This is a genomic window from Pseudoduganella danionis, assembly GCF_009720775.1.
GTDB lineage: Bacteria > Pseudomonadota > Gammaproteobacteria > Burkholderiales > Burkholderiaceae_D > Rugamonas > Rugamonas danionis.
Genome location: NZ_WNKW01000001.1, coordinates 478,546 through 503,298 on the forward strand (window position 1 = coordinate 478,546; position 24,753 = coordinate 503,298).

Genomic DNA, 24,753 nt, shown 5'->3' on the forward strand with positions numbered 1-24,753 from the left:
GATCAGCCTTTCTTGCCGGCTTCGGCGCTGGCCTGACGGCTGCTATCCTGGTTCGCGGCAGGCAGCTTGACGGGCGTGCCCGGCTTCAGCGCTTCCAGCTTGGCGACGATGACGTGGGCGCCAGCCTGCAGGCCATCGCGCACTTGCACCAGTCCTTCATCTTCGTTGCGCAGGCCCAGTTTGACGGGCTGGGCTACCACCTTGCCGGCCACGATCTGGTACACCACGGGCTCGTTCTGGTTGCCGCGCAGGGCCGTCAGCGGAATGATGGGCGAGACGTCGGAACGGTCGGTGACGATGCTGCCTTTGGCGAACATGCCGGCGCGCAGCGCGCTATCTTCATTGCGCACGGCGATGTAGACCAGCATGGCGCGCGAACCAGCTTCCGTGGCCGGGTTGATGCGCGTGACTTTGCCGGCGAACTCGCGGCCCTGGAAACCATCGACCTTGAACTTGACTTCCTGGCCGATTTTCACGCGCGGGATTTCGGCCGCCGGCACTTGCGCTTCCAGCGTCAGCTCGGCCAGATTGACGATGCTGAACACGGGCATGTCCGGTGCCAGCTTTTCGCCGGCCTGTACATGGCGCTTGCTGACCACGCCGCTGATGGGGGCGCGGATCACGCCGTCGTTGAGAGCGATGCGGGCGATTTCCACCAGTGCGGCAGCCGATTTGACATTGGCGCGGGCCAGATCGACGCTGTTCTGGGTGGCGTCGTAAGCGGTCTGGGAAATGAATTTTTGCTTGAGCAGGGCCTGGCTATTGTTTTCGTTCTTGCTGGCCAGCGACAAGCGCGCTTGAGCTTCGTCCAGCGCGGCCTGCTGCTGCTGCAAACGCGCGCGCAGGTCGGCCTGATCGATGCGGGCCAGCACCTGGCCGGCGCTGACCGCCATGCCTTCCTGCACGGTAGTGGCTTCCACCACGCCCGAGACCTTGGATTTGATGGTGGCCGAACTGAGTGGCGCGAGCGAACCGGAGAGCGGCAATTTCACATCAAGCGCGCGCGCATCGACGGCGGTCACGTCGGTACCGGCCAGCTCTAGAACTTCGGGCGCCTTGTCCTTGGCAGCGACGGGGGCATTAGTCGCGGCTGGCTTGTTCTGCAGCACGCTCCAGCCTCCGCCTGCGGCAGCCAGCACGACGAGAATGGCCACCGGCTTGCGCCAGCGTTGGGTGGTGCGCGTGGGGTGCTGGGTGTGGGGCAGGGTCTCTAGTTTCATTTGTATTTATCCTTGAAGGGCCGCAGCGAGCAGAGAGCGGCATGGCGCATGTTGCCACTGTATGAAATTACAAGGCCGCTTACCAGTCCCGTGCGACAGGCGGTGCGAATTTCGCGCTGAAATGCGAAATACGGGGGGCGAGAGTGGCTATGTTGGCTGGAATGACTGCAGGCGGCCTAGTTTAGTTGTACTTGCACTAATACTTGCCCATGATCGGAAGCGCCCGCGCAGACGTCGGCCAGGTGCTCGTTGAAATAGCGCACGGACAGCACCTGTCCGAGCGGCTGCGTTGCGGCCGGATGGAAATGCTCGGACACCAGCACGTGGTCTATGGTCATGCGCAGCTCTTCGTGCAGGATGGTGTAGCCATGGGCCGAGCTGCTGGGATCGCGCTGGATGCGGCGGCTATCATAATAGCGGCCGGCCGTTTCGCTGCCGCCTTCGCCCATGATGATGGAGGTGGTAACGGCATCGACGCTGTCGTTGAAGTCGCCCAGCACGATGCGCGCGCGCGGCGCTTCGCGGTGTAGCTGGCACAGCAGCGAACGCAGGGCGACGGCTTCCGTGCCGCGCCGGATCAGCGAGCGCAACTGGGCCTGGGCATGGCACATGGGGTTGTCGTGGGCTGCTTCGCCATCGTAGTCGGGGCGCTTGGATTTCAGGTGCAGCACGATCACATCGAGCTGGCGCTGGTCATCGAGTTGCAGGGTCACGCGCAGCAGCGCGCGCGCGTAGCTGAGCGCGTCGCGGCTGCCGGCCGGCAGTGTCACGCCGGGTGGAAAATCCGTGTGGATGGCGGCCGGTGCGGCGAGTGGCAAACGCGAGATCAGTGCCACCTGCGGCATCTGGCGCGGTGCACCCGTGACTGGGTCGGGCGCCGTGCTGACGCCGCACAGGGCGGCATCGCGATAGTGGAGGCTGTGCGCGAGCACGTCGCGCAGAGCTTGCAGGCAGAACACTTCCTGCAGGCCGATCACATCGGCATCGAGGCGGTCCAGCTGCTGCGCCGTCCATTGCACTTTGGCGGCATAGTCGTCGGGGCTCAGGGGTTCCAGATTGTCATACAGTTTTGCGCCGGGCTGGGAAAGGTTGCATACATTGAAAGTGGCAAAACGTATTTCCTGCGGCATAATGACAGCCTCCCTTGCTAACCTTAACCCCGATAGATTGGCAGCGTATCACGCATGGCAAAAAAAGAGCATATCTCCGAGACGCCGGCTACGCAGTTTCTGCGTAAGCACGGCGTGACCTTTAGCGAACATCCTTACGACTACGAGGAACATGGCGGCACCAGCGTGTCGGCACGCGAACTGGGCGTGGATGAACACGCCGTCGTCAAAACCCTGATCATGGAAGATGAAGCGGCCAAGCCGCTCGTCGTACTCATGCATGGCGACTGCAAGGTGTCGACCAAGAATCTGGCGCGCCAGATCGGCTGCAAGAAAGTCGAACCGTGCAAGCCGGAAGTGGCGAATCGCCACACCGGTTTTCTGGTCGGCGGCACCAGCCCGTTCGGCACGCGCAAGCAGATGCCGATTTATGTGGAAGAGAGCGTGCTGGCGCTCGAGCGCATCTATATCAACGGTGGCCGGCGCGGTTATCTGGTCGCGATAGCGCCACAGGTATTGCTCGACTTGCTACATGCCCAGGCGGTAAATTGTGCGCTAGCCGACTGAAGGCGGACAGTGTATAGTCTTTCGCCTTTGGCAATTAGCCGATTTTGCTCAATTTTGAGGTGTTAATGAATACAGTTTGGATGACCGTCGCCGCCTATCTGATCGGCTCGATCTCGTTTGCAGTGGTAATGAGTAAAGTGTTCCGTCTGGCCGATCCGCGCACCTACGGTTCGAAAAACCCCGGTGCGACCAATGTGTTGCGAAGCGGCAATAAAGCTGCTGCTATCGCCACCCTGATCGGTGATGGCGCCAAAGGCTGGCTGGCCGTGTGGCTGGCAATCCGTTATCAGAACCAGTTGCAGATCGGCGACATGACCATTGCGCTGGTGGCGCTTGCCGTGTTCCTCGGCCATCTGTGGCCCGTGTTCTTCCGCTTTGTTGGCGGCAAAGGCGTGGCCACGGCGCTGGGTGTGCTGCTGGGCCTGAATCCATGGCTGGGGCTGGCCACGCTGGTAACCTGGCTGGCTGTGGCCTTTGCCTTCCGCTACTCGTCGCTGGCCGCACTGGTGGCGGCCCTGTTCGCACCGTTCTACTACGGCCTGCTGTTCGGCGCCGATGCCGAGCTGGTGGCCGTGTTCGTGATGAGCGCACTGCTGGCCTTCCGCCACAGCAAAAACATTTCGAATCTGCTGGCCGGCAAGGAAAGCCGCATCGGCAGCAAGAGCGCCGACGCCAAGAAAAAATAAACTACGATAAACTACGGGGTCAGGTCGGGCATTGGTGCAGAGTTCGCTTTAAAACTGAGCGAACTCTGCACCAATGCCCGACCTGACCCCGACTGTTTTTCATCTGTTTAGCAAAGGCCGATATGAGCAAGCCCCTTACGATCGATTTCGTTTCTGATGTTTCCTGCCCGTGGTGCGCGATCGGGCTGAAGTCGCTGGAACAGGCCCTGCACAATCTCGGCGAGGAAGCCGATGTGGCGCTGCACATCCAGCCTTTCGAGCTGAACCCGCAGATGGGCCCGGAAGGCCAGAACATCGATGAACACCTGAGCGAGAAATACGGTTCCACCCCGCAGCAGCAGGAACAGGCCCGGGCCATGATCCGCGCGCGCGGCGCCGAAGTGGGCTTTGATTTCGCCATGGGCAAGCGCGACCGGATTTACAACACTTTCGATGCCCACCGCCTGTTGCACTGGGCGCAAGGCGAGGGCAAGCAACTGGCGCTCAAGGGCGAGCTGTTTGCGGCCTATTTCAGCCGTGGCGAAGACCCCAGCTCGCATGAAGTGCTGCTGCGTGCCGCCGAGGTCGTAGGGCTGGACCGTGAAGCGGCAGCAGCCGTGCTCACGTCGCAGCAATATGCCGACGAGGTGCGTGAAGCCGAGCAGTTCTTCCAGCGCCATGGCATCAATTCCGTGCCGGCCGTGATCATCAACCAGCGTCACCTGATCGCTGGCGGCCAGCCCGTGGCCGTGTTCGAAAAAGCCCTGCGCGAAATCATGGCACAAAGCTAAGCCTGTTTCGGCTAAACTGTCTGAATTGCATCATTGGTGGACGCTATGCAATGGCGTCCAGTGCCTATTCATCGCAGTTCGTAGCCGTACAGGAAGCCCATGCAGGTCGCTGAAAACGTTACGTCCCTCCCGCTTGCCCGTCCGCAGACGGAGCAGTTCCGCCTGGCTGCCCTGCAGCGCTACCAAATTCTCGACACCGGCCCCGATGCCGACATCGATTTCCTTACCGGCCTGGCCGCCCGGCTGTGCGGCATGCCGCTGGCCTGTGTGGCGCTGGTCGATAGCGAGCGCGTGTGGTTCAAATCCGGTCATGGGTTGCCGACCCATGCGCTGGCGCGCGATGACAGCTACTGTGCACTGGCCGTGCTGGGCGATGGCATGACCGAAATCAGCGATGTGCAGCAGGATTACCGCACGGCGGCCATGAGCTGGAGCGTGCAGGCGCCGCACGTGCGCCACTATTGTGCAGCCCCGCTGCTGTCGCCCGATGGCTATCCGCTCGGTACGCTGGCCGTGCTCGCGGACCAGCCCGGGCAGCTCGATGAGCAGCAGCGTAGTACCTTGCAGCAGTTGGCACGCCAGATCATGGCCATACTCGACCGTAATGCGGCGCAGGCCGGGCTGGCCCGCGTGCTACAGGAGCGTGAGCTGCTGGCCACTACCGACGAGCTGACGGGACTGCATAACCGCCGCTCGCTGCAACAGAAACTCAAGTTTGAAGTGGCGCGTGCCCGCCGTTTCCGCTCCCACCTGTCGGTCCTGATGCTGGAACTCGACGAGCTGGCCGGGCTGCGTGTCACGCTGGGGCCCGCAGCAGCGGAGCAGGTGCTGGCCAGCGTGGGCCAACTGTTGCGCGACAACGTGCGCGTGATCGACGTGCCGAGCCGCTACAACGATACCCAGTTCTGCATCCTGCTGCCGAATACGCCACCTGATGGCGCACACATCCTGGCGGGCAATCTGCGCCGCAAGATCGCGGCGCAACTGCACCAACTGGCCCAGCGCGAACTGAGGCTGACGGCCAGTGTGGGCGTGGCCGCACTGGATTTCATGGAGATCAATGATGGCGACAGCCTGCTGCAACAGGCAGAACGCGCCTTGAACCTGGCCAGCAGCGACAGCGCTGGCACTCGCCCAGTGCATGGATAACCTCAGTCATAGCATCATAGGCGCCGCAGTCGGCGCTGTGGTGCAGCGTAGCTTGCCGGCCGAAGCTGATAGCGGCGCCCAGCGGCTGCGCCAGCGCTTGTTGATACTGGCTTGCGTACTGGCCAGTAATTTTCCCGATCTCGATCTGCTGCTGTCGCCGTTACTCCAGCAGCCACTCGGCTATCTGCTGCACCACCGTGGCTTCACCCACACAGTGCTGCTGGCCATTCCGCAAGGATTGCTGCTGGCCGCCTTGCTGTGGCTGGGCTGGCCGGCAGCGCGTGCCTTGCTGGGCAGCAGCCGTACCGCGCGACTGGGGCTGGCGCTAGCCATAGGCAGCGGGCTAGCCCTGCATCTGCTGATGGACTACACCAATTCCTACGGCCTGCATCCGTGGTACCCGTTCAATACGCGCTGGTTCTATGGCGACATGGTGTTCATCGTCGAGCCGCTGTTCTGGGTGGTACTCGGCGTGCCGCTGGCCATGCTGGTGCAGCGCCCGTGGTTGCGCTATGGCTGGCTGCTGGCGCTGGCCGGCGTGATACTGGCATGTGCGGCCCGGGCTTATTTGCTATGGCCGGCCGTGCTGGTGCTGGCGGTGCTGGGCGCCAGTGTGGCGCTGGTACAGCACCGTGCCGGCGCACAGGGGCGGGCCGGTTTGCTGCTGGGGCTGGCGTTGGGCGTGGCGTTTCTGGGGCTGCAGGCCGGTACGTCCATGCTCGCGCGGCAGACGGTAACGGCCGCCTTGCAGCAGCATGACCCGAAAGCGCAGGTGCTCGATGTGGCCATGACAGCCTTCCCCAGTATGCCGCTGTGCTGGTCTTATGCGAGTGTGGAGAGTAATCCGCAACATGGCTATTACCGCTTGCGCCGTGGCGTGCTCAGTCTGACGCCGACGCTGGCCTGCCCGGCCGCGCTCGTGGGCGAGGAGACTAGTCAGGCGTTGTCGCCGCAGGTGGGCGAATTTGCCCATGTGCTGGCGCCGCTGGCAGTGCTGCAGCAGATGAAACAAAGCAACTGTGTGGTCGACGCCTGGCTGCGTTTTGCCCGCTTGCCGGTGCTGATACTGTCGACGGGGACACTGAGCGATTACCGTTTTGCTACCACGCCCAAAGGCAATTTCACTACGCTGAGCACGGCCGGCCCGCCGGCCACTGGCTGCCCCACTGGCGTGCCGCAATGGGAGTATCCGCGCCAGGATATGCTGACTCAGCCGACTATCGGCATATTTTAGATTTGAAGTTGATTCGCGGAAACCCGCATGGCAGGCCGCTTGCACGACTTTGGTGCTGGTGCAGTGCAATAACTGTGGCATGTTCACCACAAAAGTGCTAGAAATTCCTGATTTTGCGCAATTTCAGACAATGTTGCATGGCATGACAATTGCAATGCCTTCTGGAAAGTAAGATGATCTTTCCATATGGAGGCAGTTATGAAGAAGACAATCGAACAAAAAAACACCACGATCACCCATGAATCGCCGGCCGACGAACACCGTTCGCGCAGCGAGCGCATTGCCGCACAGGGCGTGCGTCTGGGCAAAGCCAACTACCTGATTCCACTGGTGGGACTGGCCGTGCTGGCCGGGATGGCTTTCGCGCAGGCCTGAGGCCTGCCGCGCCGTACCACGCCATGCCTGCGCGTCTAGATGACGCGCAGTTCTTCCAGCGGCCAGCGTGGCCGCACGTTGAAACTGTAGTCCTTCTTGGCCGCATCAGGATTGATCTTCAGGCGCATGGCGCCGGCAAACGCGATCATCGCACCGTTATCGGTGCAGAATTCCAGTTCGGGGTAATACACCTTGAACTTCTTTTTGGCCGCCGCCGCGTTGAGCGAGGCGCGCAGTTGGGCATTCGCGCCTACACCGCCGGCAATCACCAGCCGCTTGAGGCCCGTGTGGCGCAGGGCCGAAACGCATTTGGCCGTCAGCACGTCGACGATGGCATCGACGAAACCGCGTGCGATGTTGGCTTTGTCCTGCTCGCAGATATTCGCCACCACTTGCTGTTCGTGGTTTTTTACCACCGTCAGCACGGCCGTTTTCAGGCCCGAGAAGCTGAAGTTGAAATCCTTGGTGTGCAGCATGGGGCGCGGCAGTTTGTAGGCGGCCGGATCGCCGAATTCGGCCAGACGGGAAATCGCCGGACCGCCCGGATAACCGAGGCCCAGCAGCTTGGCTGATTTGTCGAAGGCTTCGCCGGCCGCATCATCCAGCGTTTCACCGAGCAGGGTGTATTGGCCCACGCCATCGACGCGCATCAACTGGGTGTGGCCGCCCGACACCAGCAAGGCGATAAACGGGAACTCGGGTGGTTGCGACGCCAGCAGCGGCGACAGCAAATGGCCTTCCAGATGGTGCACGCCCAGCACGGGGCGATCCAGTGCCAGCCCCAGACTGCAGGCCACGGACGAGCCCACCAGCAGTGCGCCAGCCAGACCGGGGCCCTGGGTGTAGGCGATGGCATCCACGTCAGCTAGTTGTTTGCCGGCTTGATCGAGCGCCTGGGTCAGCAGCGGCAGCGCACGGCGGATATGGTCGCGCGACGCCAGTTCCGGCACCACGCCACCATATTCTTCATGCATGGCCACTTGCGAATACAGGGCATGCGACAGCAGGCCGCGCTCTGTGTCATACAGTGCGAGGCCGGTTTCGTCACAGGAAGATTCAACGCCGAGAACGATCATAAGATGCAGTAGTGCTTGAGAACAATCCGCCATTGTAATGGAAAGCTGTGCCGGCCACTGACTCCGGCCATTGCGGCAGGGCCAATAAAAAGGCACGCGGCCCTGGCGGAGCGCGTGCCGGTCTGGCAGGATGAGGCCCTAGCTGTCAGTCTTAAGGGCGGTTTTTTAGCTGCTGATGGGCGTCGCGCAGCATCTTTTCCGTGGTGTCCCAGTCTATGCAGCCGTCCGTTACGGAGCAGCCGTATTTGAGCTCGCTCAGATTGGCCGGTATCTTCTGATTGCCGCCGACGATGTTCGATTCGATCATCACGCCGACCAGCGACTGGTTGCCCTGCGAGATCTGGTGGATCACGTCGGCCATCACCAGCGGTTGCAGTTCTGGTTTCTTGTAGCTGTTGGCATGCGAGCAGTCGACCACCAGATTGGCTGGCAGCTTGGCTTTGTGCAGGGCCTGCTCGGCAATCGCGATCGAGACGGAATCGTAGTTGGGGCGGCCGTCACCGCCGCGCAGCACCACGTGGCCGTAGGCATTGCCGCGCGTGCGCACGATGGCCACATTGCCCTGGGCATTGATTCCCAGGAAGGAGTGCGGATGGGCCGAGGACAGGATGGCGTTGATGGCAATGCCGATATCGCCGTCCGTACCGTTCTTGAAGCCGACCGGGGTGGACAGGCCGGACGACATTTCACGGTGGGTCTGCGATTCCGTGGTGCGCGCGCCGATGGCGGTCCACGCGATCAGGTCGCCCAGATACTGGGGCGAGATCGGGTCCAGCGCTTCGGTGGCGGTGGGCAGGCCCAGTTCGCACACGTCGAGCAGGAACTGGCGGGCTTTTTCCATGCCCACGTCGACGCGGAAGGAATCATCCATGTCCGGGTCATTGATATAGCCCTTCCAGCCGGTGGTGGTACGCGGCTTTTCGAAATACACGCGCATCACCAGCAGCATGGTGTCGGCCACTTCTGCCTGCAGCGCCTTCAGACGGCGCGCATAGTCCAGACCGGCAACGGGGTCGTGGATGGAGCACGGGCCGACCACGACAAACAGGCGTTTGTCTTTGCGGTCAATAATGTTGCGCAGGGCTTCGCGGCCCTTCATCACGGTGTCCGACGCGGCGTCCGACAGCGGCAGCTTGCTATGCAGGGCTTCCGGCGTGGGCATGGGCGCGAACGAGGTGACGTTGATGTTTTCGATATCTGGGGAAATCATGATCTGCTAGTTTCATTGCGGGGGAGGGATAGTGTAGCCGAAATGGGCCGGACTGGTTTAAGCTGCGCCTATGACGACCGAGAACCCCACCCCCACCCCCACCTCCGCCGACGCGCCATTTGCTACTGCCCATCTGATCAAGGAGATCGGGCGAGGCAAGAACGGTGCTCGCAGCATGACTCGCGACGACGCCCGTGAACTCTACCGCGCCATGCTTGATGGCAGAGTGGGCGAACTGGAACTGGGCGGCATCTTGCTGGCGCTGCGCATCAAGGGCGAATCCATAGACGAGCTGGCCGGCTTCCTCGATGCGGCCGAAGCTTCGTTCACGCCGCTGCAGGCGCCGAATGGCCCGTATGCGCCCGTCTGCATTCCCACCTACAATGGCGCGCGCAAGATGGCCAATCTGACCCCGCTGCTGGCGCTGCTGCTGGCGCGTGAAGGCGTGCCCGTGCTGGTGCATGGTGTGCTGCGCGACGCGGGGCGGGTCAGCACGGCTGAAGTGTTCGAGGCGCTAGGCGTGTTGCCCGCAGCCGACAGTGCTGAAGCGGAACAGGCGCTGGCGCAGGGCAAGGTTGCACTGATCACTGTCGATACGCTGGCGCCCAAGCTGGCCTATCTGCTGTCGTTGCGCCGTCGTCTGGGCGTGCGCAATTCCACCCACACGCTGGTGAAAATCATGCAGCCGTTTGCCGGACCGGCGTTGCGGCTGGTGTCCTATACCCATCCTGAGTATCTGGAACTGCTGGGCGAGTACTTCACGGGCTCGGCCTTGCCCGAGCGCGGCGATGCCTTCCTGATGCGCGGCACGGAAGGGGAAACCGTGGCCAATGCCAACAAGGCCCAGCAGATCGACTGGTTCCATGGCGGCCTGCGTACCACGCTCGTGCCCAAGCAGACACTGGTGGGCGAGCTGCCCGTGCTGCCGGCCGAGCGCGATGCCGCTACCACGGCAACGTGGATCAAGGCCGTGCTGGCGGGCGAGATTCCCGTGCCGCCGTCCATTGCCGAGCAGGTCGCACAGTGCCTGCTGGTATCGCGTACGCTGCAGTCGCGCCAGCGCATACAGGAACCTATCGTCTAGCCGATCATAGCCGGCCACTGTCGGCCTCAGGTGTGTCTCAAGTACAATACGCCTTTGCACGATAGGATAGTTATGGCTAAGTTTGACGTGGTGGTAATCGGCGCAGGTGCTGCCGGCATGATGTGTGCAGCAACGGCGGCCCAGCGCGGACGGCGCGTGGTGCTGATCGACCATGCGAGCAAACTGGCCGAGAAAATCCGCATCTCCGGCGGCGGACGTTGCAACTTCACCAATATCAACGCCGGTCCGGCCAACTACCTGTCGGAAAATCCCCATTTCTGCAAAAGTGCGCTGTCGCGCTACACGGCGGCGGATTTCATTGCGCTGGTCAAAAAGCACCGCATCGGCTACCACGAGAAGCATCGTGGCCAGCTATTCTGCGATGACTCGGCCGAGCAGATCATCGACATGCTCAAGGATGAGTGCAGCCGCGGCGATGTGCACTGGCGCATGCCGTGCAAGGTGGACGCGTTGGAGCAGGCGGCCGAAGGCGGCTTTGTACTGCAGACGGATCAGGGCATGATCGAAGCGGAAAGCGTAGTGATCGCCACGGGCGGCCTGTCGATTCCCAAAATCGGTGCGACCGACTTCGGCTACCGCATTGCCGAGCAGTTCGGTCTGCGCATGGTGGCACCGCGTCCGGCGCTGGTGCCGCTGACCTTCGATGCGCAAAGCTGGGCGCCGTTCGTGGAAATGGCGGGCATTGCACTGGAAGTGGATGTGGAAACGGGCTCGCTTAAAGGCCGCAACCCGACCGGCGCACGCTTTCGCGAAGACCTGCTGTTCACCCACCGTGGCCTGTCCGGTCCGGCCATCCTGCAGATTTCGTCCTACTGGACGCCCGCTACGCCCATCATCATCAACCTGTTGCCGGAACTCGATCTGGCGGCCACGCTCATCGAAGGCAAGGGCAGCATCAAGAAACAGCTAGGCAATGTGCTGGCCCAATGGCTGCCCGCCCGTCTGGCCGAAGGCTTGCTGCATGCCCATGGCTTTGCCGCCGATGCGCGTCTGGCCGATATGCCCGATGCCCAGTTGCGCAAACTGGGCGCCGCCATCAACCAGTGGACGCTGACCCCTAGCGGTTCGGAAGGCTATAAGAAAGCTGAAGTTACGCGTGGCGGAATTGATACACGCGAACTGTCGCAGCAAACCATGATGGCTAGCAAAGTTCCTGGGCTGTATTTCATCGGTGAGACAGTGGATGTGACGGGCTGGCTGGGCGGCTATAACTTCCAGTGGGCCTGGGCATCGGCGGTGGCGGCAGGTGTTTCCGTATAGAAATTATAATTATTTTCTTGACTCCAAACTGTGGTTCATTGCATCATGAATACTTAAGTTGCGCTTAATACACTTGAGTTGCTGTATTGACAATTTCAGGTGGGGTGCAAACAAACCCACATCGGACTCCATCATGAAAAAAATCATCATCGCACTTGCCGCCACGCTGATCAGCACCAGCGCTCTGGCCAACACCGTCAGCCTGCAAAATGCCAGCTTTGAAATTAACACGGTTGGCAACTGGTATGGCTACGGTAATGTGGCCGCTGGCTGGAGTTTCACTGGCGGTGGTGCAGTGTCACATAACGGTACTCCTTGGTATGGCAATACCTTGAGCGGCGACTATTTTGCTGTGCTGCAAAACACTGCATCGATCTCCCAGACTTTCAGCAATAGTTCGGCTGCCAGCTACACCATCGGCTTCGATATGGCCCTGCGTCCTTACTACAGCACCGGGCAAGTGGTGAGTGTGAGCCTGGATGGTCATACGCTGGGTACTTACGATGCCGCTTCGACCGGCTGGAACGCTTTCACCACCGGCGCCATCAGTCTGGCCGCAGGCAGCCATACGCTGACCTTCGCCGGCCTGAACCCCCATAATGCTTCCGACACCTCGGCCTTTATCGACAATATCAGCATGAATGTTGCCGCTGTGCCGGAACCAGAAACCTATGCCATGCTGCTGGCCGGCCTGGGTCTGGTGGCAGGTGTGGCACGTCGTCGCAAGGCCTGATCTGGCTGCTGCTGCGTCACTATTTCCGCAACGGAAGGTGCAAGGGAAGCTGATTCCGGGCTTCCCTTTTCTTCAAAATAGTGCTAATATCTCTTTCTTCCTATAACCTCTAACGGTTTGAATTTTACATGACCACCATTCGCCTTAAAGAAAACGAGCCGTTCGAAGTCGCCATGCGTCGCTTCAAACGCACCATCGAAAAAACCGGTCTGCTGACCGAACTGCGCGCACGCGAGTTCTACGAAAAGCCAACGGCTGAGCGCAAGCGCAAGCTGGCAGCTGCCGTTAAGCGTCACTACAAACGCATCCGCAGCCAACAGCTGCCGAAAAAACTCTTCTAAGACTGCTCCACGGAGTCAACCCGGCAGTATGGCGCTTACGCCTCGGGTTGTCTCTTGCGGCATCAAGAGATACCCGCCCCGGTTCGCCGCGGCGGGTTTTCGCATTTTTACTACCTTCTGAAAGATCGCCATGGGCCTGAGAGAACAAATTACCGAAGATATGAAAACCGCGATGCGCGCTAAAGACGCTGGCCGTCTGGCCACCGTGCGTCTGATTCTGGCGGAAATCAAGCGCAAGGAAGTGGACGAGCGCATCGAAGTCAACGATGAGCAGACCGTTGCTATCGTGGAAAAAATGATCAAGCAGCGCAAGGATTCCATCACCCAGTTCGAAGCCGGCGGCCGTGCCGATCTGGCTGACATCGAAAAGGCTGAACTGGCCGTGCTGGTCAACTACATGCCGGCGGGTCTGTCGGACGAAGAAGTGGCGGCCGAAGTGGCTGCTGCCGTGGCTGCCTCGGGCGCTGCCGGTCCGCAGGACATGGGCAAGGTGATGGCCATCGTCAAACCCAAGCTGGCTGGCCGTGCCGACATGACTGTCGTGTCCGCACTGGTGAAAAAGGCACTGGCTCCGGCATAATTGCTGCCAGTACGAGACTGGGCAGCGATACGCCGCCCAGCAGTCGCATCTGATCCGGCGCAATACCGGATCGTTGCGACGGTATAGCCTGATTCACAACAAGACTGCGTAGCCCTGTGATCCCACAATCATTTATTGCCGATTTGCTGAACCGGGTCGACATCGTCGACGTGGTCGGCCGTTATGTGCAGCTCAAAAAAGGCGGCGCTAACTATATGGGCCTGTGCCCCTTCCACAGCGAAAAATCCCCCAGCTTTACTGTCAGTCCCACCAAGCAGTTCTATCACTGCTTCGGTTGCGGCGCCCATGGCACCTCGATCGGTTTCATGATCGAATACTCGGGCATGGGCTTTGTCGATGCGGTGAAAGAGCTGGCGCAGAATGTGGGCATGGTGGTGCCGGAGCAGGACGACAAGATCCCGCCGGCCCAGCGCGCCCAGATGGCGGCGCATAGCATGGCGCTGACGGAAGCCATGACCAAGGCTTGCGATTTCTACCGCGCGCAGTTGCGTGGCGCCACCAATGCGATTACCTATCTGAAAGGCCGTGGCCTGACGGGCGAAATCGCCGCCCGTTTTGGCCTCGGCTATGCGCCGCCCGGCTGGGACAATCTGCGCAGCATCTTCCCTGATTACGAGGCCGTGGTGCTGGCCGAGGCCGGGCTGGTGATCGACCGCGTGGACGAGGATGGCGGCAACCGCAAGCGCTATGACCGTTTCCGCGAACGGGTGATGTTCCCGATTAAAAATACCAAGGGGCAGGTGATCGCTTTCGGCGGCCGCGTGCTCGATCAGGGCGAACCGAAATACTTGAATTCGCCCGAAACGCCATTATTTTCCAAGGGTCACGAGCTGTATGGCCTGTTCGAAGCCCGTCAGGCCATCCGCGATGCCGGTTATGTGCTGGTGACGGAAGGGTATATGGATGTGGTGGCACTGGCGCAAATGGGTTTCCCACAGGCGGTGGCCACGCTGGGCACGGCGTGTACGCCTTTCCACGTGCAGAAGCTGTTGCGCCAAACCGACAATGTGATTTTCAGCTTCGACGGCGACAAGGCCGGGCGGCGTGCCGCGCGGCGGGCGCTGGAAGCCTGTCTGCCCCATGTGACGGATAACAAGACGATACGCTTCCTGTTCCTGCCCACCGAGCATGATCCGGACAGTTATGTGCGCACTTACGGCAAGGAAGCCTTCGAGCAGGAAATCCACGAAGCCATGCCGCTATCGCAGTTCCTGATCAAGGAGGCAGTGGGCGAGCATGATTTGCAGAGTCCGGAAGGGCGGGCGCGCGTGCAGTTCGACGCCAAGCCCATGCTGCAGGCTATGACGCCGACGGCGCTGCGGCTGCAGATCGTGCGCGGGCTGGCCCAGCTGACCCAGACCACGCCGTCCGAGATCGAGGTGCTGTACGAACTGGCCAAGCCGGTGGCGGTCGCACGGCAGGCGCCTGCGCGCACGGGACGGCCCGTGCCGGTGGGACTGGAATTGCAGATCGTGCGCATTCTGATCGCCCACCCGCCGCTGGCGCAGGAAGTGGACGGATCTGCGCTGGCGGCCTTCCAGTATTTCGGCGCGGAACCGGCCGAACGCCTGGCGCAGTTGGTGGCGCAGGCGCAGGCACTGGGCGAGCAAGGAAGTTTTGCAGCATTTGCGCAACATCTGAAAGCGCAGGGCGACGAGTACGACAGCATCATTGCCGAAATCGTGCAGGAGCCTGAATCGGAATTCGATGCCGTGCGGCTGTTCTTGCGCGGCGCCATCCGGCAGGTAAAGAATGATGCTTTAAAGCAAGAGTTAAGTCAGTTGTTTGCGGCCGGGCTGTCGTCCGAGCAGATCGGCGTGCGCTACCGCGAGATCACGGCGCAGCAGGATCAATTGCTGCGTGAAGCGCAGGCGGAAACGGCGCACCGTTGATCTGGCTCAGGCTCCGCACAGTCTGGCGGTGCGACTGGTGACAGAGGGCGTAGCATGGTTTCGCCCTCTGGAAATTGAAAAGTGGCGTGCTATAATAAAACGCTAAGTGTTGTATGTTTTGGCATCGTTTTTCAGCTCAGAGTGTGTTTGTTTTCAGTAAGTTAGGCTCTTGATCGACATGGAAGAACGGCTGTCGGCGGCTCGGGCCAGCTTGGGTAGTAGCAGCGGAGAGTACTCCCGCTACGCGGAACGCTACATTGCGTTACCAACCCGGTCATGGTTTCTTGTCCCCACGCACGTGTCCTATGCAGTAGAATTTCTGCCAAGAGTGGCGGAGTTCTAACGCGGTAGATCGTCCTGACTGGATGTAAGTAAGTCGTAGTGTCGTCGGACTTGGGTAGTCGGCAAGTGCGAAGACGTAGGTTCGATAGGGCCGCAAGAAACTTTATCCTAAATAAGCAAGTCGTTGTGTAATCGAAAGCGCCTGTGCCAACTAAGAAACCTGAATCCAAAGCGGCTGCAAAGCCGAGCAAAGTGACCGCAAAATCTGCCAAAACGGCGGACAAGTCGGAGACGCGTGTTGCCAGCAAAGTGCCGGCCGTGAGCCAGACCACCGATGCTGCTGCACTGGCAGCCATCGATACTTCGGGCTACGTGCTGCCGACGGTGAAAGTGCCGGGGCGGCGCGGTCGCAAGCCGAAAGAATTCCAGCCTGAAAACGACGAAGTGGCCGCACTGAATGCAGTCGAGCGCGCCGAACTGAAAGCGGTGGACAAGGCCAAGGCCAAGGACCGCAAGGCCAAGGAAAAAGCACTGCTGAAGGATGCGTTCTCGTCGGACACGGAAGCTTCGGAAGAAGAACTCGAGCGCCGCCGCCAGAAACTCAAGACTCTGATCAAGTTTGGTAAGGAACGCGGTTTCCTGACCTACGCCGAGATCAACGACCACCTGCCTGACAATATCGTCGATCCGGAAGCGATCGAAGGCATCATCGGCACCTTTAACGACATGGGCATAGCCGTCTACGAGCATGCGCCCGATGCCGAAACCCTGCTGCTGTCCGATAACGTGGCCACCGTCACCAGTGACGATGAGGCTGAAGCGGCGGCCGAAGCAGCGCTGTCCACCGTCGATTCCGATTTCGGCCGTACCACTGACCCGGTGCGTATGTATATGCGCGAAATGGGCTCGGTCGAGCTGCTCACGCGTGAAGGCGAGATCGAAATCGCCAAGCGTATCGAAGACGGCCTCAAAGACATGATCCAGGCGATTTCCGCCTGCCCTGTGACGATCGCCGAAATTATCGCCGCCTCCGACCGTATCCGTGCCGAAGAGATCAAGATCGACGAAATCGTCGATGGTCTGGTCGACGAGAACGAAGAAGAAGCGGCCGCCCCGGCTGCTGCTGCCCCGTCCGACGATGAAGAGGAAGACGAGGACGAGGAAGAAGAGGAAGAAGAGGAAGAAGAGGAGTCGGGCGGTTCCGCCGCCGGTGCGGCCGGTTACTCGGCCGAACAGCTGGAAGCCCTGAAAGTGGCTGCGCTGGAAAAATTCGACGTGATCTCTGTGCAATTCGACAAGATGCGCCGCGCCTTCGAGAAGGAAGGCTATAACTCGAAAGCCTACGTCAAGGCACAGGAAGCGATTTCCTTCGAGCTGCTGGGCATCCGTTTCACCGCCAAAGTGGTGGAGAAGCTGTGCGATACCCTGCGTGGTCAGGTCGATGAAGTGCGCCATATCGAGAAGCAGATTCTGGATGTAGCCGTGAACAAGTGCGGCATGCCGCGTGCTCACTTCATCAAGGTCTTCCCCGGCAATGAAACCAATCTGGACTGGGTGGATGGCGAGGTGGCCGCTGGTCACGCGTATAGCGCGATTCTGGGCCGTAACATCCCCACCATCAAGGAACTGCAGCAGCGTCTGATCGACCTGCAGGCCCGCGTGGTGCTGCCGCTGCCCGATCTGCGCAACATCAACCGCCAGATGGCGGCCGGCGAAATGAAGGCGCGCAAAGCCAAGCGCGAGATGACGGAAGCTAACTTGCGTCTGGTGATCTCGATTGCCAAGAAATACACCAACCGTGGCCTGCAATTCCTCGATCTTATCCAGGAAGGCAACATCGGTCTGATGAAGGCGGTGGACAAGTTCGAATACCGCCGCGGCTATAAATTCTCCACCTATGCGACGTGGTGGATCCGGCAGGCGATTACGCGTTCCATCGCCGATCAGGCGCGCACCATCCGGATACCGGTGCACATGATCGAAACCATCAACAAGATGAACCGGATTTCGCGCCAGATTCTGCAGGAAACGGGTGCCGAGCCTGATCCGGCGACACTGGCCATCAAGATGGAGATGCCGGAAGATAAGATCCGCAAGATCATGAAGATCGCCAAAGAGCCGATTTCCATGGAAACGCCTATCGGTGACGACGACGATTCCCATCTGGGCGACTTCATCGAGGACAACAACACGCTGGCGCCGTCCGATGCGGCCCTGCATGCCTCGATGCGCGGTGTGGTCAAGGATGTGCTCGATTCCCTCACGCCACGCGAAGCCAAGGTGCTGCGCATGCGCTTCGGTATCGAAATGTCGACCGACCATACGCTGGAAGAAGTGGGCAAACAGTTTGACGTCACGCGCGAGCGTATCCGTCAGATCGAAGCCAAGGCACTGCGTAAATTGCGCCATCCTAGCCGTTCCGACAAGCTCAAGAGCTTCCTGGAAGGTAACTAGGGCTTGACGCTGGGCCTGCCTAGCCAGTATCCTCGCGCATTCGCTTAGTGCATGCACTTCAGGCGTAAGCTTTCAAAGTATGGGCCGTTAGCTCAGTTGGTTAGAGCAGAGGACTCATAATCCTTTGGTCGCAGGTTCAAGTCCTGCACGGCCTACCAATACAAAAAGGAGTCAGATACCGTATCTGACTCCTTTTTTCATTTCCGCTCCCGGCAGCATCCAGCAGGTTTGCGCAAAGTGGCTACAGGCCGCTATTTGGCCGCTACAGTGAAGTAGCGTCACCCAGCGCAAAAAATTGTCACTCTCATTGATGTGATATATACTCAATTTTGAGTAATTAAGGACTCATTTCATGAGGCCGAATTACAAGCCCCCTTTTCTGGCATTCGTGAAGAAACAGAGTCGTCCGTTTCAGCTGGCGATCGAGGATGCCGTAGAGGACATCTGCGCGCAGCCATCTATCGGCGTAGCCAAGGCGGGTGATCTGCACGGTCTCCGGATTTTTAAATTCAGATACCATGGCCAGCAATTCCTGATTGCCTACTGCCCAACCGAGAGCGCCGGCTCAGGCAAGGCGTCAGGCTGGCAGCAGATAGACTTTTACCAGATAGGGCCGCACGAGAATTTTTATAGCAATCTCAAGAAGTATCTGAAATCGTGAGGACATATGCGTCAGAACACCGCAGAAGAAGTCTATCTAAGTTTTACCCGCTTACCGGCGAACGAGCGCGCCAGATTTTTCGCCTTGCTTGCCGAGCCAGCCCCCCCATCGCAGAATTTTTCACACGAGCAGGTGTTCGGGCATCTGGCTGGAGCGCGCTTCACGGCACAGGAGGCAGCAGAGTATCTGGGAGTTTCGATGGCCACCTTCCGCCGCTATGTGGCCCATGGCAAGCTCAAGGCGAGAGAAGAAGTTGGCCGTAGCCAGCTGTTCGCAACGGAAGACCTCAAGCATTTCAAGCGGGCGTTGCAGGAAGTCAGAACGCGTGGCGCCGTAACGGCAGCCTGAATCAGCTTTGCATAGATGCTGACATACCCGCTTGCGCAAGGCAGACGGCGCGTAGCTGCAGCAGGCTGGCGCGGTGCAAGTGCTCGTCCAGCTGGTCGGCGCTGGCCAGCGCAGCGTCGATCTGGGCTCGCTGGCTGGCGTAGTCCTGCAGGTAGCCATGGGCTTCGGCCAGCGGATGCAGGAAGGCCACCAGTATGCCCGGCATCACGCTGCGCACGGCGCCGGCAGCGTATTCGAGCAAGGCGATGCCTTCAGGCTGGCCGGCACGGGCCAGACTCCAGCCGCGCAGCATGGTGCCCGCCACCTGCCACAGTGCGAGCTGGTACTGGCCGGCGATGGCAAGGATTTCTTCGGCCAGCGCCGCCACCTGCGCACCATCCTGCTGTAGCCGGTGCACGGTGGCAGCATGGACCAGCGCGAAGCAGAGCGAATCAGGGTGTTCGAGCTGGCGTGCCAGCGTCACGGCGGCCGCAGCGGTTGCCAGCGCGGCCGTATGCTGGCCCAGCGCTTGATGGGCCCACGCCGCATAGGCCAGACCCGCCACTTGCGGATCATGGCCGCGCTGCTGTCCGTGCCCGTGCTGCCGTGGCTGACCGGCACAGAGCTGGGTGGCTGCCTGTGCATGGTCCAGTGCTGCATCGTAGCGGCCCTGCCACAGGGCCTGATTGGCGGCCGCTGCATGGGCGTGGCCACGCCGCAGCACATCGCCACTCGCGTCGGCCGCCTGCAGCAGTGGCGCTATCAGTTCCGCGCTGGCGCGGAAGCTGGCCTGCGCGCGCGAACTTGAGACCATCCACAGGCCCCACAGCACGTCGAAACGGGCCGCACCGTCATACAGTCCGGCATACTCGCCCTGACACTGGGCAAAGGCGCGGTCGTACACGGCCGCTGCCTCTGCCGAGCCATAACCGGCCAGTGCCAGCAAAGCCTGTCCCAGCACCAGCAGCAGATCGCGTTCCATGCCGGCTCGTATCGTACCGGGAGGGAGATGTTCGAGCGCCGCTAGTCCGTTGCGCAAATGCGCCGCCGACTCGGCGCAGGCGTGTGCGGCCAGTGCCTGCTGGCCTGCCTGGAGCCACCATGTCAGCGCGGCCGGATAGTCGGCTGCCTTGCCCAGATGGTAGGCCAGTTGTGCCGGCTGCTGGCTGGTGCGCTGGGGGAAGTGCTGGATCAGCGCATCGGCAATGCGGCGGTGGGCGCGCTGGCAGTCGGTGCGCGTCTGTGACTGGTAGGCGGCCACCTGCAGCAGGGCGTGGCGGAATTCGAACTCGCGTGCATCGCGCGCTTCCAGCAGGCGCGCCTGCTGCAGCGTTTGCAGTTGCTGTGCATCGACGTGGGTGACATGGGCCAGCAGCTCTAAATCGAAGCTGCGGCCTATGGTGGCGGCGTATTGCGCGAGTCTGCGGGCCGCACCTGTAGCGTCCAGCCGCGCCGCCAGCAGATAGGCCAACGTGGCCGGTACGCTGCTGGCGGCCGGCTGCGCCAGTGCCTGCTGCACCAGTTCCTCGGCAAACAGTGGTATGCCTTCGGCACTGGCGACGATGCGGGCGATGGCGGCGGGCGGCAGTGCGCCTTCGCTGGCACCGACCAGCGCTGCCATGGCTGCGTCGTCCAGTTGCGCCAGTTCCAGCAATGTCGTGTGTGCGGGCAACCACGGGGCCAGCGGGCTGTCGTTACGGACTGTGTAGACGGTCAACACGGGCAGCGCGGTCGTGTGCTGGGCCAGCGCGGCTAGCAAGGCCTGAGTGGACGGATCGGCCCAGTGCAGATCTTCCACTGCCAGCAGCAAGGGGCATTGTGCTGCAGCGCTGCGCAACAGCGCTATCAGCGCGCTGCTGGTGTGCTGGCGCAGCGTTTCGCTGCTCAGCACCGCTGGTGTTTCGGCTATGCCCAGCAGTGCTTGCAATCCCGCTGTGACGGCAGCGGCGATGGCGCTGTGCTGGTGCGCCAGATAGTCGGCCAGCAGGCTGCGCCGGCTGGCCGCATCGTCCTCGGGCTGGCAACCAAGCTGGCGTTCCAGCAGCGTGATCAGGGGCTGCCACGGGGTGTGCTGAAAGGCTGCTTCGCACTGCAGTTCCAGCCGCTGCCAGCGTGTGTCGTCCAGCGTGCCGGCCAGTTCGCGCAGCAGGCGCGATTTGCCTATGCCTGCTTCGCCGCGCAGCACCACCTGCAGGCCCTGTCCGTGGCTGGCAACGTCGCGCAGTGCTGCCAACTGCGCGAGTTCGGCCGCGCGCCCTACCAGCGGCAGTAGACGGGGCGCAGCATCGAGACGGCTGGTGGCGCTCGTGGCACCGGCCACGCGGTAGCTACGGAAGGCTTGCGAGCCGCAGGGCTGCAGATAGAAATAGCCGCTCACTAGCTGGCGGGCCGCATCACTGAGGTGGATTTCGCCACTGCCGGCGCGCTCGTTCAGGCGCGCGGCCAGTGCCGAAGCCTGACCGGCGGGGTCAGGCTGCTCGCCTTGCGCGCCCGTGACGATGATAGCGCTGTGTATGCCGCTGCGGGCGTAGACGCCGGCCTGACAGGCGGCGCTGATGGCGCGGGCGGCGCGTACGGCGCTGCGCGCGGCATCTTCGGCGGCGACAGGGTAGCCGAAGTAGCCGACAAAGCTGCCGCCCGGGCCCGCGACGACGTGGCCACCGTGCTGACGTGCCAGTTCGGTACCGTGCTGGTAGGGCAGGCGCAGGCGTTCGGCAAGGTCTTCTGCGTCAATGCTGCCCGCTGCATGCAGGCTGCAGTGCAGTATGGTGACCAGCCGCCGTTCGGGAAAAGCCGGCACGTGGGCTGCAGCGACTCCTTGCTGCGGCGCAGGCCAGCCGTCCATGCGGACGCTGCACGCTTCGCGCCGCTGCAATTGGCCGCGTATGGTCTCGGCCAGCTCGCGCGTAGCCGCTGCCGGGCTGGTTCCCAGTTCGTGTTCCAGCAGGCGCTGGCAGTTGTCATAGTGCCCCAACGCTTCGGCCGGCCGCCCGGTGGCAGCCAGCAGGCGTATCACGGCGCGGTGCGCCGTCTCGTTCCATGGTTCCAGCGCCAGATAGCGGCGCGCATGCTGCAGCGCGCGCTCGCTGGCGCCTTGCTGCTCCAGTGACTCGCGCAAGCTTTCCAGCAGTCGCAGCATGTGCTGGTGCAGGCTGGCGCGCCAGCCATCACGCCAGCCTTCAAAGTCCGCTGCATCATCGACGGCCAGATCGGCGAGGAAGTCGCCACGATACAGGGCGGCGGCCGCTTCCAACTGGCCGATGTGCTGTTCGATGGCCTCGCTGCTGCGGGTCGGCAGGCTGCTGGCCGTAGCGAGAAAGGCGCGCACGTCGAGCCACCAGTCGCCATCGTTATTCAGGCGTACGGCCTCGCGTCCGGTGATTAGCTGCGCAGCGCCATCGCCCAGCATGCGGCGCAGATGGTAGAGCGTCTGGCGCAGGTTGATGCGCGCTGCTTCGGCGGGCAACTGTGGCCACAGCAAGTCTGCCAGTTGTTCGCGGCGGTGGCTGCGCTGGCTTTCCAGCGCCAGATAAGCCAGCAGAGCCAGCATCTTGCTATAGACCTTGCCAGCGGGCGGCTGGCCCGCGACGCTGAGCTGGATGTCGCCCAGCAGGTGGAGCTGCAACCGGACTGGTGATGGAGGTTGTGGCGGCATGGCGGTGCTGGGAGCGGACACTTGGAAATTGGCGCTTGCTGGTTGGCGTTATCAGCGCTCGGCTTGCAGTTAACGCCCGGTTTACGCTGGCTTGTTAAGATGAAAATTATATTTAATGCAATTAAGACATTTTATCATCAAGTGACGTAGCGCTCTGGCGGGCTGCGTTGGCAGCGGGCGCGCGTGATGGCGTGGCCTGCTTCGAATCACTACGGACTGCAAGCGCGATGACCTATTTTTCTCTGACTACTCCACGCCGTCAGGCGCTGGCGCTGGCCTTGCTGCTGGCCAGTGCGCTGGCGGCTGCCCGCGCCGACGAAGCGGCTAATGCGGCTAATTCTGCTAACGATGCACCAGCGGCGCTGCGCCTGTCCGGCTTCGGTACGCTGGGCATCACACACAACGATAACAGTGATGCCGGCGCGATCTTCTCGAGTGCGCAGAAACGTCCGGCCGGGCAGGGCTGGTCGGCCAATCTGGATTCTGTACTGGGCTTGCAGCTCGAGTGGCAGGCTGGCGCCAACACGGCGTTCGTGCTGCAGGGCGTGGTGCGCGCCGGTGACGACCTATCGCCCGAACTGCGCATGGCCTATCTGCGCCAGCAGATCAGCAATGACTTCGCCGTGCGTGCAGGGCGCATCCGCAGCCCGCTGTATTTCGACTCGGACGTGGTGGAAATCGGCTACGCCTATCTGATGGCGCGTCCTGCACTGCCGCTGTATGGCACCGTCAACAGCGTGGCCTCGCTGGACGGAGCCGACCTGCAATGGCGCCACAATATCGGCGACACCGCGCTGCTGGCGCAGGCCTATTACGGCCAGTCCGATTACCGCCACCGCTTCTATAATCTCGACCCCGTGCAGGCGGCCGATGCCAGCTTGCGCAATATCCGCGGGCTGGCCGTCAGTGCCACCCTGCCCAATCTGATCCTGCGTGCGTCGCATAGCGTGATCGGCAGTTACACCATGCGCTCGGCTCAGGTCAGCCAGATCAATGGCGCAACGGCGCAACTGGCCGGGGCGCTGCAGGCCAGCGCTGCCAACCCCTATCTGCCGCCAGCGCTGGCGGCCGGACTGCAGGCGCGTGCCCAGAGCATACGTGCGCTGGCCGCGCCGTTCGATAGCCGGCCGCTGTACACCAGCGTGGGCTTCGATGCGAATGCGGGCGACTGGCGCCTGCTGGGCGAAGCCACGCGGCTCGATTCGCGCTCGGCCATGGTGGGCAAATACCATGGCTACCAGTTCACCGTGGCGCGCAGCTTCGATGAATTCACGCCGTATGTATCGCTGGCGCGCCAGCGCCGCGCCAGTCCGGCGCTCGATACTTCGGCGCTGGCACCTACCGGGCTCGATCCCATGCTCGATGGCGGGCTGGCCCAGCTCAAAGGGGGGCTGGATCAGGCTGCGCGCTATGCCGATCTGTCGACCCGTTCCATCAGTGCCGGCGTACGCTACGACTTCCGCGGCAATATGGCGCTCAAGCTGCAGTACGACCACCTGCAGACGCCCGGCGCCTACTCGCCCGGCTACTTTGCCGTGTCCCGCCTGCCCATCCGTCCGACCGTGAACCTGTTCACCGTGTCGCTCGATTTCGTTTTCTGAAGGTCGCATCATGCGCATAGCACAGTACTCTCTGATCAGTTGCCTGCTGCTGGCCTGCAGCTGGGCCCAGGCGCAGGTCGTGGTGGTGGTCAACCGCGATACTGCCGTCGAAAAAATCAATTCCGATCAGGCCACCCAGATGTTCCTCAAGCAGGTGCAGACCTGGCCTGATGGCAAGCCGGTGCAGCCCATCGATATCCGTGAAGGCGCGCCGCTGCGCGCCGAGTTCTATAGCAAGGTCACGGGGCGTAGCGCCGGCCAGGTGCGCGCCTACTGGGCGCGCCAAAGCTTTACCGGCATGGGCTTCCCGCCCAGGCAGGCCGACAGTGCCGAAGAGGTGAGCAAACTGGTCCAAGCCACGCCCGGCGCCATCGGCTACATTCACAAGAAGCAGGTAGCGCCGGCCCTGAAAGTCGTACTTGAAACCTCGCCCTGATTGCGCAAT

At 61.7% G+C, this 24,753-nt stretch carries 22 protein-coding genes and 1 tRNA gene; 18 read left to right on the plus strand and 5 right to left on the minus strand.

The window, feature by feature from the left end; all coding sequences use genetic code 11:
- Positions 1-2 precede the first annotated feature (2 nt).
- Both GM655_RS02160 and GM655_RS02165 read right to left on the minus strand, forming a co-directional pair.
- Complete coding sequence (locus GM655_RS02160) at positions 3-1,220, minus strand: efflux RND transporter periplasmic adaptor subunit (RefSeq protein ID WP_155432980.1); 1,218 nt, start codon at positions 1,218-1,220, stop codon at positions 3-5.
- Between the two features lie 176 nt (positions 1,221-1,396).
- Positions 1,397-2,350 carry an endonuclease/exonuclease/phosphatase family protein gene (locus GM655_RS02165; RefSeq protein WP_155432981.1) on the minus strand — a complete coding sequence of 318 codons (954 nt, stop codon included), beginning with the start codon at positions 2,348-2,350 and terminating at the stop codon, positions 1,397-1,399.
- 54 nt (positions 2,351-2,404) lie between these two features.
- Here GM655_RS02165 and ybaK point away from each other — a divergent pair, with 54 nt between their 5' ends.
- The 6 genes from ybaK to GM655_RS22700 all read left to right on the plus strand — a co-directional run bounded on the left by ybaK (position 2,405) and on the right by GM655_RS22700 (position 7,110).
- A complete protein-coding gene (gene ybaK / locus GM655_RS02170) occupies positions 2,405-2,896 on the plus strand; it encodes a Cys-tRNA(Pro) deacylase (protein WP_155432982.1) in 492 nt (163 codons plus the stop codon).
- Between the two features lie 65 nt (positions 2,897-2,961).
- Complete coding sequence (gene plsY / locus GM655_RS02175) at positions 2,962-3,582, plus strand: glycerol-3-phosphate 1-O-acyltransferase PlsY (protein ID WP_155432983.1); 621 nt, start codon at positions 2,962-2,964, stop codon at positions 3,580-3,582.
- A gap of 122 nt (positions 3,583-3,704) precedes the next feature.
- The gene (locus tag GM655_RS02180) at positions 3,705-4,352 is read left to right on the plus strand and encodes a DsbA family oxidoreductase (protein ID WP_155432984.1); all 648 of its coding nucleotides are present in this window, start codon (positions 3,705-3,707) and stop codon (positions 4,350-4,352) included.
- Between the two features lie 99 nt (positions 4,353-4,451).
- On the plus strand, positions 4,452-5,501 hold the full coding sequence (locus tag GM655_RS02185; protein WP_155432985.1) for a sensor domain-containing diguanylate cyclase: 1,050 nt from the start codon (positions 4,452-4,454) through the stop codon (positions 5,499-5,501).
- Complete coding sequence (locus tag GM655_RS02190) at positions 5,494-6,735, plus strand: metal-dependent hydrolase (protein WP_155432986.1); 1,242 nt, start codon at positions 5,494-5,496, stop codon at positions 6,733-6,735. The genes GM655_RS02185 and GM655_RS02190 overlap by 8 nt, the downstream gene beginning before the upstream one ends.
- 198 nt (positions 6,736-6,933) lie before the next feature.
- Entirely contained in the window at positions 6,934-7,110 is a 177-nt protein-coding gene (locus GM655_RS22700) for a hypothetical protein (protein WP_196308685.1), read from the plus strand.
- A gap of 35 nt (positions 7,111-7,145) precedes the next feature.
- Here the strand turns inward: GM655_RS22700 and tsaD are convergent, their stop codons facing one another.
- Together tsaD and GM655_RS02200 are read right to left on the minus strand one after the other, a co-directional pair.
- Positions 7,146-8,186, minus strand: a complete 1,041-nt coding sequence (gene tsaD, locus GM655_RS02195) for a tRNA (adenosine(37)-N6)-threonylcarbamoyltransferase complex transferase subunit TsaD (protein WP_155432987.1) — start codon at positions 8,184-8,186, stop codon at positions 7,146-7,148.
- Positions 8,187-8,337: 151 nt separating this feature from the next.
- Positions 8,338-9,396 carry a 3-deoxy-7-phosphoheptulonate synthase gene (locus GM655_RS02200; protein ID WP_155432988.1) on the minus strand — a complete coding sequence of 353 codons (1,059 nt, stop codon included), beginning with the start codon at positions 9,394-9,396 and terminating at the stop codon, positions 8,338-8,340.
- A 70-nt stretch (positions 9,397-9,466) separates the two neighbouring features.
- On the opposite strand from GM655_RS02200, the gene ybiB reads away from it, so the two are divergent.
- The 10 genes from ybiB to GM655_RS02250 all read left to right on the plus strand — a co-directional run bounded on the left by ybiB (position 9,467) and on the right by GM655_RS02250 (position 19,073).
- Positions 9,467-10,480 carry a DNA-binding protein YbiB gene (gene ybiB, locus GM655_RS02205; RefSeq protein ID WP_155432989.1) on the plus strand — a complete coding sequence of 338 codons (1,014 nt, stop codon included), beginning with the start codon at positions 9,467-9,469 and terminating at the stop codon, positions 10,478-10,480.
- Positions 10,481-10,552: 72 nt separating this feature from the next.
- Positions 10,553-11,761: a BaiN/RdsA family NAD(P)/FAD-dependent oxidoreductase gene (locus GM655_RS02210; RefSeq protein WP_155432990.1), complete on the plus strand. Its 1,209-nt coding sequence runs from the start codon at positions 10,553-10,555 to the stop codon at positions 11,759-11,761.
- Positions 11,762-11,894: 133 nt separating this feature from the next.
- Positions 11,895-12,494 (plus strand): FxDxF family PEP-CTERM protein, encoded by a 600-nt coding sequence (locus GM655_RS22705; RefSeq protein ID WP_196308686.1) that lies wholly within the window; start codon positions 11,895-11,897, stop codon positions 12,492-12,494.
- Between the two features lie 128 nt (positions 12,495-12,622).
- Positions 12,623-12,835 (plus strand): 30S ribosomal protein S21, encoded by a 213-nt coding sequence (gene rpsU, locus GM655_RS02220; RefSeq protein WP_008451879.1) that lies wholly within the window; start codon positions 12,623-12,625, stop codon positions 12,833-12,835.
- Between the two features lie 130 nt (positions 12,836-12,965).
- Positions 12,966-13,415 carry a GatB/YqeY domain-containing protein gene (locus tag GM655_RS02225; RefSeq protein WP_155432991.1) on the plus strand — a complete coding sequence of 150 codons (450 nt, stop codon included), beginning with the start codon at positions 12,966-12,968 and terminating at the stop codon, positions 13,413-13,415.
- A gap of 116 nt (positions 13,416-13,531) precedes the next feature.
- Complete coding sequence (gene dnaG, locus GM655_RS02230; RefSeq protein ID WP_371866688.1) at positions 13,532-15,328, plus strand: DNA primase; 1,797 nt, start codon at positions 13,532-13,534, stop codon at positions 15,326-15,328.
- A gap of 486 nt (positions 15,329-15,814) precedes the next feature.
- Positions 15,815-18,064, plus strand: a complete 2,250-nt coding sequence (rpoD, locus tag GM655_RS02235) for an RNA polymerase sigma factor RpoD (protein ID WP_371866689.1) — start codon at positions 15,815-15,817, stop codon at positions 18,062-18,064.
- A gap of 81 nt (positions 18,065-18,145) precedes the next feature.
- Positions 18,146-18,222: transfer RNA gene (locus GM655_RS02240), tRNA-Ile, on the plus strand.
- 194 nt (positions 18,223-18,416) lie between these two features.
- A complete protein-coding gene (locus tag GM655_RS02245) occupies positions 18,417-18,725 on the plus strand; it encodes a type II toxin-antitoxin system RelE/ParE family toxin (protein WP_155432993.1) in 309 nt (102 codons plus the stop codon).
- A 6-nt stretch (positions 18,726-18,731) separates the two neighbouring features.
- Entirely contained in the window at positions 18,732-19,073 is a 342-nt protein-coding gene (locus GM655_RS02250; protein ID WP_155432994.1) for a helix-turn-helix domain-containing protein, read from the plus strand.
- Between the two features lies 1 nt (position 19,074).
- Here GM655_RS02250 and GM655_RS02255 read toward each other — a convergent pair whose 3' ends face one another.
- Complete coding sequence (locus tag GM655_RS02255; RefSeq protein WP_155432995.1) at positions 19,075-22,707, minus strand: AfsR/SARP family transcriptional regulator; 3,633 nt, start codon at positions 22,705-22,707, stop codon at positions 19,075-19,077.
- Positions 22,708-22,934: 227 nt separating this feature from the next.
- Between GM655_RS02255 and GM655_RS02260 the strand changes: the two genes are divergently transcribed.
- Positions 22,935-24,308, plus strand: a complete 1,374-nt coding sequence (locus tag GM655_RS02260; RefSeq protein WP_155432996.1) for a hypothetical protein — start codon at positions 22,935-22,937, stop codon at positions 24,306-24,308.
- A 10-nt stretch (positions 24,309-24,318) separates the two neighbouring features.
- On the plus strand, positions 24,319-24,744 hold the full coding sequence (locus GM655_RS02265; RefSeq protein WP_155432997.1) for a phosphate ABC transporter substrate-binding protein: 426 nt from the start codon (positions 24,319-24,321) through the stop codon (positions 24,742-24,744).
- Positions 24,745-24,753: the final 9 nt, after the last annotated feature.